We start from the raw sequence: 11803 nt of genomic DNA, 5'->3' as shown, positions 1-11803 counted from the left end.
TTGAATCTCATCACTAACAATTAGCACTAAAAACGTAGAAAGCCACCTTGGCTATTCTGGTCGATCAGCTGCGGAATAATGCTGGCTAATGCGTTTGCTGCTTCGTTTTTATTTAGGCCAAGCGCACGCGAGAATGCGCTGATTTTATGTTCACCGAGTAACGACGATAGTTGATCTGCAGCTAGGGTTTGGTTGCTATCGTCGCTTAACCACGACATGGCTAAAGAAACAACATTGCCACCATTCATCGCTATGCGTTCAATCAATGCGCCTATATCAATATCGTTACCGTGAACGGGCAATAAACTTTTTAGGGCATTCATCACCGAGTGTTCATCGGCATTTATTTTTCCAGAAAACCGAGCAATAACCAAAGTCGATAGTGATTGAATCATGTTCATAGCTGTTCATCCTTTTACATTTCGCGTTTAGCTTAGCCTACTAACACGTATTACAAACTAAAGTGAAGAATCCGTGAATTTATAACGTTAGCATTTGCGCATCAAAAAGCTCTATTGCGGCGCGGCTAAAATTAAAATTTTGGCGAATAAAATATAATGTTTTAAGTTCGGGCTCTGTCACAGACATTCCATCTTTGGCGCAAGTAATAAGACTCAACACCTCTTTTTTAGATAGCTCGCCCTCTCCTCGCCCAGTGGTATAAGTGGTTGCTAAATCTAGTAGTCTTTTTTCGTATCTTTCGCCATTAATTGACACATAATTCATCAGTGTTCTCCTTGACAATATAGGCTTTAAAATTTTTATCTATCTACTTAAAAAATATTTAAAACGCTATAACTTCGCCCTTACCAGAATGAAGTTATAGCGAGTATTCGAGATGTTTGGTCAATACATCTCACCAGGACTCGAATAAGGTAGAGGCTTACGCCTCTTTTGCGACATGCACATCCATTTGTGGAAAGGGTATTTCAATACCTGCAGCATCAAAACGCTTTTTAATTTTTTCGTTAGTATCGAAATATAGCGGCCAATAGTTTTCGGTTTTTGTCCAAATGCGAAAGGCGAAGTTAACAGATGAATCTGCAAGTTCGGCTAAACCAATGGTGATGCCTTTATCGACAATAATGCGATCGTCACCTTTTGCTATGGCGGTGAGTTCTTTGCGCACTAAGTCAAGATCTGCGCCGTAGCTAACGCCCACAGTAAAATCTACTCGACGTTCAGGTTGTGTTGAATAGTTAGTGATATTGCCACCCATAACTGAAGCGTTTGAGATAGTTACGGTTTTGTTATCGCCTGTAGTTAGAATGGTAGAGAATATTGAAACCTCTTTAACAACACCCGATGCACCACCAGCTTCTACAAAATCACCTAATTTGAAGGGGCGGAATAGTATTAATAATACGCCTGCGGCAAAGTTGGCAAGCGAACCTTGTAAAGCAAAACCAATAGCTAAACCCGCAGCACCAATAATGGCCACAAAAGAAGCTGTTTGCACGCCGAGCTGGCCCAACGCTGCAATAATCACCATGGTAAACATGGCGTAGTACACTATATTTTTAGTGAAGCTAATAATAGTAGCGTCTACATTGCGTGACTTCATGCCTTTTTCTAATAACCCAGCAATCCCTTTGGCAATCCATTTACCAATTAAATAGACGGCAAATGCCAATAATATTTTTACGCCATAAGTCACTATTATTTCTGGCGCACGTTGTAATAGTTCTTCAATATTCTCGTTCATACCTCTGTCCTATAAAATTTTATGTATTAGTAAAAATAGCCACTGATGGACATCAGTGGCTAAATGTTATGGAGCTATCGTCTGTGTTGTGGCGCTAACAACCGCTTCTACTCGGCGGTTTTGTGAGCGGCCTTGTGCCGTAGAGTTATCGGCTACCGGGGTTGACTCGCCCAAACCTTTAGCGCTTATACGGCTCGCATCGATGCCTTGTTGTTGTATTAAAATATTGGCAACGGCTTGCGCACGCTTTTGGGATAGGGCTTGGTTATAAGCCGCGCTGCCGCGATCGTCGGTATGGCCTTCAATCACAACATTGGCTTTGGGGTATTCACGCATAAAAGTCGATAAGGCTTTTATTTGTGGATCGTTAGGATTTAAAACAGCAGCCGCGTTATTTTCAAACTGCAGTTTAAGCGTGACTTTGCGATCGGTGGTTAGCATTTTGTAACAACCGTCTGCATTCACTTTGGCGCCAGCTTTGGTATCTGGACAGGCATCTTTTGCGTCTTCAATGCCATCGTTATCGCCATCTAAAACCACCTTGCGAGAAGGACAACCGGTATTATCAACTTCGGTGTTGGCCGCCGTGCCTGGGCAGCTATCGATGCGATCTAATACGCCGTCGTTGTCACTATCACTATCGGTTACGGTTGTTTTAGACGATTTACCGCCCAACAAAAAGCTTACGCCTAAGTTCATTGCCGCTTGCGTTGCATGGGCATCGAGGTGGTGAATTAAGCGAATATCCGAACGCAATGCAACAATGTCGTTGAACGCATACTTAACACCCATACCCGCATTTACGAGGGTGTCATCTACTTTTACGCCTTCGCTGGCAAACTCGCTAATGCCCGCGCCAAATACCGCATAAGGCTGTGCTTTTTCGGTTTGATCTAAGTGGTAAAGGGCGTCTAAACGCAGGTGCTCTTCGTCTACTTCACCAACACCATTGGCAATATCTGGCTTGCTTACAAGGTAAGTTAGCTCGGTGGCCCACGGGCTAGCAAATTGGTAGCCGGCGCCTAGGCTTACTGTGCTGCTATCGTCCAAGCCTTGCTTACTGGCGTTGTGGGTGTGGTAGCCCACTGAAGGCGTAATGGTAAAACCGCTGTTGTCGTGCACGTTTTGGCTGACTGCCTGATTGGAACACAAGGCGGCCAACGCTATTGCAGCAACAATTTTGCGTTTGCTAAGGGCTTGCGGGCTAGAAATTAGGTTGCTCATGGTCTGTCTCCATCAATGGGGCGTCCGTAATCGGTGACGCCATTATGGGGAAAGGCCCAAAAAAAGTGTGTAAAACCCTGTAAAATCTGGTTTTACATTTCGTTTTCGGTAAGAAAATCTAGCGCTTGTAACGGCAGCGTGCAGGCGATGCAACAGCCCTTGTTCGGGGCGCTTTGCAATGTTATGCCGCCACCGTGCTTAGTGATTACCGTTTTTACAAAAAATAAGCCCAAACCCGCCCCACTGCTACCAGCAAGCGGGTTGCGCGTGAAGCGCTCAAAAGCTTGAACTTGCTGCGCCGCATCCATACCCGCACCAAAATCTTGTACGCTTAGCTGCACCTTGGTTGCGTCACGGTTATCGCGGCATAACTGTAAAACTACCCCCTTTGGCGACGCGCCATATTTAATGGCATTGGTTAATAAATTAACCACCGCCCGCTGTAGCAGCTCATAGTCACCCTGCACCCAAAATTCTTCGCCAACATAGTTGTGCTGCATGGGGCAATTTTGAGTTTTTGCAAAAGGCTGTACTTGTGCAAAAGCATCTTCACATACGGCCAATAAATCGCACATCGCCGCTTTCTGCACTGGGGCAAATTGCTCGGCTCTATTTAGCTGTAAAAGGCTTTCGGAGTATGCAAGGTTGCGGTTGGCATAACGCTCTATGTCGCTTAGCAATGCTGGCATATCCGCAACATTGCTGCCGGCATCGCGTTGGTGAGCAATTAACGACAAAATAGACACCAGCGGCGACCGCAAATCGTGCGATATGAAGTTGAGTGTCTCTTCGCGTGCGCGCTCGCTAGCTTTAAGGGCAGAAATATCCGTGAGCGTCAGCACCCCCGCAACAATGGCTTCGAAGCGATTAGGCAACGTAATAGGGCAACGTTTAACCTGCACAAAAAAAGTTGTAGCCGCACTTTGCGCTTCGCAGCGAATAACCGCATCGCGCGCGAAAACATCAGCAATGCTGGCAGGCCAATCTGCCGGTAAGCTTAGGTGCTGATTTAAATCTTTTACATCGCTACTGTGCCACTCGGGCAGCCACGTCTGCGCCAATGTATTGGTGAGATAACAGCGGCCTGTATCAGCAAAAATAATGCAGCCTTCTTGCAGCCCAGAAACACTCTGCTGCAACAGCTGGTGCGCGGCCTCTTGCGCCATTGATACCGAATCCAATTGATTAACCGTTCGGGCAACGGTATCGCTCGCCATTAACCAAGGCGTATAGGGTTGAACAGGTGTTGCCTTCTTTAATAAGCCCGATGCTTGCGCTGGGTGTTGCAAGCGAAGGGCTAAGGCGCGCTGTAAATAGGCCATGGCTAGCTCTAAGCGCAACCAGCTCCACAGCGGGTAAAACAATAAGGTGGCAATAATAACTGGCGCTATGGCCAACCAACGATGGCCCCATACCAATAAAGCAAAGGCGAACGCACACTGCAACCCTACCAAGCTTAAGGTAGCCAGTAAAAAGGGCCTAGGTGCCAATAGCGATAGACCACCGAGCACTAACACTAGAAATGCGGCGATAACGACCAAGGTAATGGGGCCATGTAAGCGCTGCACCAATGTACCGGCCAATAAATGATGGTGTATTAAGGCGGTAATTTCGACTCCCGGCATGCGACCCACCGGGGTGGTTAGAATGTCGTGTACGCCAGCGGCAGTTGCGCCGACAAATACCGTTTTCCCATTAAAATAGTGCGCTGGTAAATGCCCTGCTAATACATCGGCATAAGAGACAACCGGCACGCGATCACGAGGACTAAAAGGAATAAAATTGTGATAATCGCGGTATATCCACAAAGGGGACAAAGGCCCTTGCTGACCTGCGCGCGCGCCCGGCAATAACGTATTGGCAGGCAATACAGCGGCACTCAAATGCGGCCACGCTGGCCCACCTAAGCCTTCGCGCGCATAAAACGAACGACACACGCCGTCGTAATCGCAATCGACATGCGCATGGCCCACCGCTTTAGCGGCACCAAACAGTTGCGCGGTAGGCAACACCTCTAACAATTGGCCTGTGCTACTTAGCGGCTCTATCGACAAAGGTAAAACAACACCGCCGTGGCGCTGCATAGCTTGCGCTAGGGCTAAATCTTGCGCGGCAATACTGGCATCTGCAAATAACACATCAAAAACAATGGTCTCGACCTTGTAGTCAGCGAATAAGGTAATTAACTGTGCATGTAAATTACGCGGCCAAGGCCAGCGCCCCAGCTGTTCAATACTGTGCTCGTCAATGGCCACAATCACGCTATTATTTGCAGCCGTTGCTGGGCGCAATTTCTGGGCGGTATCGTACAACAGCACATCCAGCGCCTTTAACCACTGGCCTTGGTAGGCGGCGGCCGCTAGGGCCGCCAAAAGTACCGGCAGCAGTAAATGCCCAAGCCACTTAAGCCCCGCCGCCTTAAAATTGCTTAGCATGCACAGCAATCCTTTTGAAAATCTCCATAAACACTTTCATTTTGCGGCTACAACGCCAATAAAACGAAAAATAACACGGTCGCAATAATGCCTTCGGTGTTTTGCCACTTCACTTGAATGGCCTCGCTCGGGTTGCCTAAACGCTCTTGGGCATCGAGCGGAATCACGCGAATATATTGGCCTTTATTGTCTGCCGTTAGCGGCAATTCGGTCACGTTGGTATCGGCCAATATCACAGGAGCCGTGAAGGCGGCATCCTCGCTCACTTCCACCCGATAAGCCACAGCGTTAGGCACCGCTTGCCATATAAGCTGCTTGCTTTGAATACTCAGCGCTTGTGCTGGCCGCAAGGCTTCAGCAGCGCATAGTTCGCGTACCGCTGGCATACCCTGTAAGCCCGAACTATCAATGGCACTTACGCGCGCCGAAAAGCATTGGCCTTGCGCCAAGGGCAGCAACCACGCCCCTTCGGTACTGTAACCGCTAGCAATAATTTCTTCGGCCGCCGATGGCGCTAACAGCTCGATTTTATAACGGCTAGCCTCGGCTGCAGGATGCCATGTGAGGGTATAGGGTAAAACGACATTCTCGGCATCGTCGAACCAGGCCACTGGGGCCAATAGTGCTACTGGCTTGCCCAAAGGCTTACCCTGCTCTACCCGCAAACCAAAGCTTTGCGGTAATACCACACGCTGGCGCTTGTTTGCTTGTGGCGGGTTTGCCACTTCGATATTGCCTTCGAATACTTCGCTGCGCATTTGGCTGGCATCGGCGCTTACTCTAAAATCGGTACCGCGCACCGCCGCGATAGCCGAAGGTGTAGACACACTAAAGTTAGAGCGCGGTTCGCGCTTGGGCACCCGCGACTTAGCCGCACCAGACAACAAGTTTAAGCGCGTATTGACCATGCCGGTTTGCTGGTGCCGTGTGAGTAAATCCATTACGACTTGTGATTGCGGCTCCAGCACCAAAGTAGCGCCATCGGCAAATTGCAACGTTGCCGAGCTGCCCTCGCCAGTTTGCACCTGCGCGCCCATCGGCAAAGCATCCCCCACTACAGCTGGGCGTGCCTGCTGGTTGGCTAAAGCCAGCTGCACGTTGCCGGCCACATAAATCACATTGGCCGGTACCGGCTGAGCTTTAAGCCACGCCACGGGAAAACGAATACGCGTACCCGGCGCCAGCGATGGAGGGTAACCAACGCCATTGTATTCCCCAACTTCCATCCAGCACGCTTTATGGGTGGTATAGGTTAAGCACAAATCCCATAGGGTGTCGCCGGGCTTAACGGTATAAACCCAATCTTTGGCGGTGGCTGTAGCGGCCGCCAAAACGGTCGATAAGGTAAATAAAAAGAGCACTAAGCGCTTTTTGTTGAAAAAAATCATAGTTTTATCCGAAGTAAATAACTGTGCAAAGAACGGTAGAGATAAGAAGAACCAACGCGATTAGGCATCAAGCTGAAGCAAGCGATAACCGTGCTGGTAAATATTTTTTATGCCATAACCCAGCTCTGGCCCAAGCTTTAAGGCTCGCCTCACCCGGCTAACATGCACATCTACGGTGCGCGTATCCAAACCGGTATCTATGCCCCATACAGCTTTTAATAGATACTCGCGCGATAGTACTTTTCCCAAATTTTGAAAAAGGCACAATGCCACGAGGTAGTCTTTGCGGGTGAGCTTTACTAACTCGCCATGGCTGCTAATGGTTTGCTGCTGTGTATCAATCGTTAGCGGGCCAAAGCTCATCAGTGCACTGGTTTCAGCAATGCCAGCACGGCGCCCTAGTGCCGTAATGCGCGCAAGCAATTCGGCCTGCCGCACAGGCTTAGTCAGGTAATCATCGGCACCGGTTTGCAGTGCGGTGACAATATCGGCTTCGGTATTGCGCTGGGTAGAAAACAAAATGGGAATTTGGCATTCGTATTGAGTGCGTAATATGGATAACACTTCTAAGCCTGATTTATCCGGCACCTGCCAATCTAAAATGGCCAAATCCAATGCATGCTGGCTATAGATACCTAAAAAATCATCACCCGATGCCGCGTGCTGCACGTGATGGCCAGCGGCTTCTAACCACGAAATAAGCAACTGAGCTTGGGCAGGGTCGTCTTCTAGAACGCCGATAAGCATAAGAGGTCTCTAAAGGGGCATTGAACATGCAAAAATACTGCGCAACTATAACGAAATACGGCAGAGTATTCATTACATAAACACCGCGAGATTATAAGCTTTAACAATGTGCGGGTAATTTTAAAAACACAGAACCTGTATCCGGAATCACACTACCCTACGTGTCCCACTATTATTACTTCGCCACAAACCATAAGGAGAATAGACAAACCCGATGATACACATCATTTTTTATGCGCTGGGCACTCATGGGGATATTGACCCAATGATCGCCCTTGCAACAGAGTTAATTCAGCGCGGGTATCGCGTGAGCTTTTTGTCTAACGATTACTTTAGCTCGGTAATATCTGCCTCTGGGTGCGAGTTTGTTTCGGTCGGTACCCAAGCGCAGTACCACCAAGGTAATAGTGCGCGCGCGTGGAAATCAGATAACTATACGGATAATTTTGAATATTATCATGCTCCCGCATTTGAACCGGCATTCGAGTTTATTCAGCACTTACCTGCAAATGAGCGTTCGTTAGTCATCACTTTGGGTAATCACAATGGTGCAGGTGCAGCCGCAGAAAAATTTAGTATCCCTCACATAAAAATTATTTTATCACCTAATCTTATTTTTTCTGCCTATGCAGCTCACGCCCCACTGTGCTGGACGATTCCTACCAATGTGCCAAAATTTATTTTGCCTTTTATTTTACGCAGGCACCGTAAAATAAAATTTTTAAGATTCTACAAAGGGCCTCATGCGGCACAGTATATGGCGACCCGCAAACGTTTACAGTGCCCCTTAAAGTTTCAAAAGCAATCGAAAGCACTCTTACAAATAGGCTTCTTTCCACAATGGTATAGCAGGCAACAGCGTGATTGGCCTGCCAATTTAAAACTAGTAGGCTTTCCCCTTCAAAATCGCCCCGACCTTGATGCCCGAAAACAATTTGACACATTTATTAAACACTTAGGTGCACCCATAATTTTTACAACAGGCACAGGAGTACAAGAGGCATTTGCGCTTTGCAAAGAAGGAAGAAGGATATGCGAGGCACTGCAAGTGCCGGGCATTTTTGTCGGGGGCAACCAAGGTATAGAGGCACTGCAGGGCGCCACACTGTGCGTACACATGCGCTATATCGATTTTGATTATGCGCTACCTAAAGCACTGGCGGTTATTCATCACGGGGGAATAGGTACAACAGCACAAGCCATTAAAGCAGGAATACCGCAGTTAATTCGGCCACTTAAGTATGATCAACCCGACAACGCCAATCGTATTTATAAGTTGGGCCTAGGTACATATATTATGCCTGAGCACTTTACGGCAGAGAATGCTATACCACGACTTAATTCGATGTTAAAAAATTCAAAAAAATCACAAGCACTGCCTTATTACGCGGAAGATGTAAAAAATAGCCGCGCAATTATTAGTGCTTGTGATTTAATTGAGAATACGTTGCCGAGCTAGTTTAAGCAGTGTTTTTACCCTAGGCACAACAGTGTATACCTAGATCAGAAATGTACTACTTAACTAAAAGTAATTTCTAAAACAATTCGCAAAGTATTAGCCACATGTGGCTTCGGGGTCAAGATAATACGCGGCATGTTTGCCATTATTCCGGTACAAACCCATCATATGAAAAATCCATGAGCCTTTGCGTTTTTTTGCCACTTCGAGCGGTTGCCCAAATAGATTCTCACCAATAAAATCAATACTTGCACGATCATACGGCGGGGCAAAAGGGCTTTCGCCGGGTGACCCGTGAACGGGGTACGAAGTAAATAAACAGCTGTTTAACTTATCTATCTCGGTACTATTATCAACGACAAATTTAAGCGTGTCACCTGGATCAAGTATGTCTGGCATGGTGTCCGGTGCTAAGGTTTTCTTCTCTGTTAAATTGGTAACCTGAAAATCTACATTGGTGACCACCTTTTTCTTATTTTTCTTATTAAATAACAACGCAAAACTATAATCGGCCATTGTCTAATCCTTCTTGATGTTTGGGTTAATTAAAAAGCACCACTGGTGCGACGCAGTTCGAGTAAGTCGGGCTCAGCCTCGATGAGTTTGAGCGGGAACCCCAGCTCAACAGCCTTGATCAGAGTCGCTAGTGCCGCATTACGCTCGCCAAGCAGCTCGAATGCTAAACCTGCGCGGAAGTGGACAGTAGCATCTTTGGGCGCAAGTGCAATTACACGCCATAACATTGGCTCTGCTGCATCATTGTCGCCCAAGCGGGCCAGATATAATGCCATCCGTGAAATCAAAGTGGCATCTTCGGTTCTATGCTCTAAACGGGGTACCAGTAGATCACGCGCTTTAATGTAGGCGTTTTTCGCCTCCGCTTCGCGCCCGGGAATCCAGCGCAAGGTATCCGCCAAATTGGCCCAAGCCAAATGGCTGCCGGGGTTACCCTTATCCGGCGATATAGCTGCTTCAAACGCAGCGGCCGCCCCTAAGTAATCGCCGCGTATGAATAAAGCATTACCGAGGTTGCCGTACAATGTGGCACTTGAGCGTATTTGTAAGCCTTGCTGTAAAATCTGCATAGCTTCATCAGCGCGATTTTGTCGCTCTAACGCGATATAGAGGCTGGCGTAAGCATAAACAGCATCTGGTTGCCGCTCAATACTTAACCGAAAAGCTTCTTCTGCTTTGGAGTAATTGTTTTGATCAATATAAATAGTGCCTAGCTCATCAGCAAAAAAGCGCTCTTTAGGGAATTGCTTAAGCCCCTGCAGAGCTAACACAATGGCTTCGTTATAACGCTGCGCAGAGCGCAATGCAGAAACCTTTCCGCGCCATGCAAAAATGTTGGTCGGTTCTAAAACTAGCGCTCGGGCAAAAGCATCAAAGGCTTGGTCGTGCTCGGCTTTTATTGTGAAAACATGGCCCATAGCAATATGAGAAAACCCGAGCTGTGCATTTAATCGCATCGCTTGTTGTGCGCTAGCATCAGCTTTTTGCAACCAAATAGGGTCTTCGCTATCTCCGCTGTAACGGTAGCTATACACCAACGATAAACCCGCGACTGCAGCCGCATTACTAGGGCTGTGCTCTAGAATAATATTAAAGCTTTTCTCTGCTGTCTCTAAGCTGCCTGGGCGATCGAATAATTTAAGGGCCTCCAGCCCTTTGCGCAACTGCGCTGCCTGCGAATAGGGTTTGGCAACCTGCGAAGGAGAACTTGGGGTAACAATCAGCGCTGGCGTGTTCGGCTGCAAGCGCCACAATAGAAAAAAAGTAAGAGTAAATGCGATCAATAAACTGAAAATGACAGTCTTTTTTTGGCTATGAAAATACCGCTGCATGGGCACAAGACTAGCCCATTTTTTTACTGTGGCCGAACTAGCTGTTCCGGAATTAAAAGTGGCATGCGCTTGAGAAGTACTCGCCTGCGGATAACCCGAAGGCTGGATAACAGCGGAGTTAGGCGCTAAAGCTTGCGTATCATTATTCACATCATCATTAGTTACCAACAAACGACTTAAGCATTCAAATTGTGTTGCCACCCAATGAGTATTATCTGGACGGCTATCGGGCTTTTTGGACAATAGTTGCCCAAGAATCTCGGTAATGGCCGGTGCAAGGTCAGGGTTGTGCTTGCTCGGTGGTGTAGGCGGTTGCGAGATTATGCGCTGCATCATCTGCAACTTGTTACTGGTATCGCCAAAGGGGTGCGCGCCGCATAACAATTGATAAGCTAAAATTCCGAAAGAAAATAAATCACTTTTAAACGTGATGGCATCACCAACGGCTTGCTCTGGCGACATCGCACAATAGCTCCCCGCTATATGATCTGTAAGCGCCGCATTGGTTTCTTGTGATTTAGCAATACCTAAATCACTTATCTTGGCTTGATTAAGTTTGCTTATTAGAATGTTTTCGGGTTTTAGGTCGCGGTGGATAATGCCCGCGTCGTGGGCAACAGCAAGACCTTGTGCAATTTGTACTAGCCACGTCATACGCTGCGAAAGAGACACTATATGTTCGCGCAGATGAATGTGTAGGTTATTGCCTTCGACAAACTCCATCACAAGTGCCAGCTGCTCAGGCGTTTCAATAAAGTCGTATATTTGAACAATATTGGGGTGATTTAGTTTTGCGAGTAAAAAAGCTTCACGCTTAAAACGCTCAATGTAGCACTCCTCGAAGAGTTCACTGCGCAAGCACTTAATGGCAACTTGCCGCTGTAACCGAGTATCACGCGCAAGATACACCAACCCCATACCACCACGCCCTAGCGGCGAAAGTATCTCGTATTGATTTAGTAGGCGAGGAGCTTGATGGGCTTGCGAGTTCACCATGG

The 11803-nt window shown here is 47.4% G+C and carries 10 protein-coding genes; 1 reads left to right on the top strand and 9 read right to left on the bottom strand.

Annotation, left to right across the window (positions count from 1 at the left end; genetic code table 11):
• Window positions 1-26: 26 nt before the first annotated feature.
• From MARGE09_RS00940 to MARGE09_RS00905, 7 genes are all read right to left on the bottom strand, one after another.
• A complete protein-coding gene (locus MARGE09_RS00940; RefSeq protein WP_236985496.1) occupies window positions 27-401 on the bottom strand; it encodes a YidB family protein in 375 nt (124 codons plus the stop codon).
• Between the two features lie 79 nt (window positions 402-480).
• A complete protein-coding gene (locus MARGE09_RS00935; protein WP_236985495.1) occupies window positions 481-726 on the bottom strand; it encodes a hypothetical protein in 246 nt (81 codons plus the stop codon).
• Window positions 727-883: 157 nt separating this feature from the next.
• Window positions 884-1705: a mechanosensitive ion channel family protein gene (locus tag MARGE09_RS00930; RefSeq protein ID WP_236985494.1), complete on the bottom strand. Its 822-nt coding sequence runs from the start codon at window positions 1703-1705 to the stop codon at window positions 884-886.
• Window positions 1706-1771: 66 nt separating this feature from the next.
• Window positions 1772-2929, bottom strand: a complete 1158-nt coding sequence (locus MARGE09_RS21615) for an OmpA family protein (protein ID WP_275068740.1) — start codon at window positions 2927-2929, stop codon at window positions 1772-1774.
• A 92-nt stretch (window positions 2930-3021) separates the two neighbouring features.
• The gene (locus tag MARGE09_RS00915; RefSeq protein ID WP_236985493.1) at window positions 3022-5364 is read right to left on the bottom strand and encodes a CHASE2 domain-containing protein; all 2343 of its coding nucleotides are present in this window, start codon (window positions 5362-5364) and stop codon (window positions 3022-3024) included.
• A 47-nt stretch (window positions 5365-5411) separates the two neighbouring features.
• The gene (locus MARGE09_RS00910; protein WP_236985492.1) at window positions 5412-6752 is read right to left on the bottom strand and encodes a FecR family protein; all 1341 of its coding nucleotides are present in this window, start codon (window positions 6750-6752) and stop codon (window positions 5412-5414) included.
• Between the two features lie 60 nt (window positions 6753-6812).
• Window positions 6813-7499, bottom strand: a complete 687-nt coding sequence (locus tag MARGE09_RS00905; protein ID WP_236985491.1) for a response regulator transcription factor — start codon at window positions 7497-7499, stop codon at window positions 6813-6815.
• A gap of 214 nt (window positions 7500-7713) precedes the next feature.
• Between MARGE09_RS00905 and MARGE09_RS00900 the strand changes: the two genes are divergently transcribed.
• The gene (locus MARGE09_RS00900) at window positions 7714-8958 is read left to right on the top strand and encodes a glycosyltransferase (protein WP_236985490.1); all 1245 of its coding nucleotides are present in this window, start codon (window positions 7714-7716) and stop codon (window positions 8956-8958) included.
• Window positions 8959-9054: 96 nt separating this feature from the next.
• Here MARGE09_RS00900 and MARGE09_RS00895 read toward each other — a convergent pair whose 3' ends face one another.
• Both MARGE09_RS00895 and MARGE09_RS00890 read right to left on the bottom strand, forming a co-directional pair.
• Window positions 9055-9474 (bottom strand): hypothetical protein, encoded by a 420-nt coding sequence (locus tag MARGE09_RS00895; protein WP_236985489.1) that lies wholly within the window; start codon window positions 9472-9474, stop codon window positions 9055-9057.
• A 29-nt stretch (window positions 9475-9503) separates the two neighbouring features.
• Complete coding sequence (locus MARGE09_RS00890) at window positions 9504-11801, bottom strand: serine/threonine-protein kinase (protein WP_236985488.1); 2298 nt, start codon at window positions 11799-11801, stop codon at window positions 9504-9506.
• Window positions 11802-11803: the final 2 nt, after the last annotated feature.

The sequence above is a fragment of the Marinagarivorans cellulosilyticus genome, assembly GCF_021655555.1.
GTDB classification, from domain to species: Bacteria; Pseudomonadota; Gammaproteobacteria; order Pseudomonadales; family Cellvibrionaceae; genus Marinagarivorans; species Marinagarivorans cellulosilyticus.
This window is presented reverse-complemented; position numbering and strand designations above follow the sequence as displayed.

What these genes read in the sequence shown, in the direction of transcription:
- MARGE09_RS00915 (WP_236985493.1), bottom strand. Translation starts at nt 5,364, where the DNA reads ATGCTAAGCAATTTTAAGGCGGCGGGGCTTAAGTGGCTTGGGCATTTA.
- MARGE09_RS00905 (WP_236985491.1), bottom strand. Translation starts at nt 7,499, where the DNA reads ATGCTTATCGGCGTTCTAGAAGACGACCCTGCCCAAGCTCAGTTGCTT.
- MARGE09_RS00910 (WP_236985492.1), bottom strand. Translation starts at nt 6,752, where the DNA reads ATGATTTTTTTCAACAAAAAGCGCTTAGTGCTCTTTTTATTTACCTTA.
- MARGE09_RS00940 (WP_236985496.1), bottom strand. Translation starts at nt 401, where the DNA reads ATGAACATGATTCAATCACTATCGACTTTGGTTATTGCTCGGTTTTCT.
- MARGE09_RS00900 (WP_236985490.1), top strand. Translation starts at nt 7,714, where the DNA reads ATGATACACATCATTTTTTATGCGCTGGGCACTCATGGGGATATTGAC.
- MARGE09_RS00935 (WP_236985495.1), bottom strand. Translation starts at nt 726, where the DNA reads ATGAATTATGTGTCAATTAATGGCGAAAGATACGAAAAAAGACTACTA.
- MARGE09_RS00930 (WP_236985494.1), bottom strand. Translation starts at nt 1,705, where the DNA reads ATGAACGAGAATATTGAAGAACTATTACAACGTGCGCCAGAAATAATA.
- MARGE09_RS00890 (WP_236985488.1), bottom strand. Translation starts at nt 11,801, where the DNA reads ATGGTGAACTCGCAAGCCCATCAAGCTCCTCGCCTACTAAATCAATAC.
- MARGE09_RS21615 (WP_275068740.1), bottom strand. Translation starts at nt 2,929, where the DNA reads ATGAGCAACCTAATTTCTAGCCCGCAAGCCCTTAGCAAACGCAAAATT.
- MARGE09_RS00895 (WP_236985489.1), bottom strand. Translation starts at nt 9,474, where the DNA reads ATGGCCGATTATAGTTTTGCGTTGTTATTTAATAAGAAAAATAAGAAA.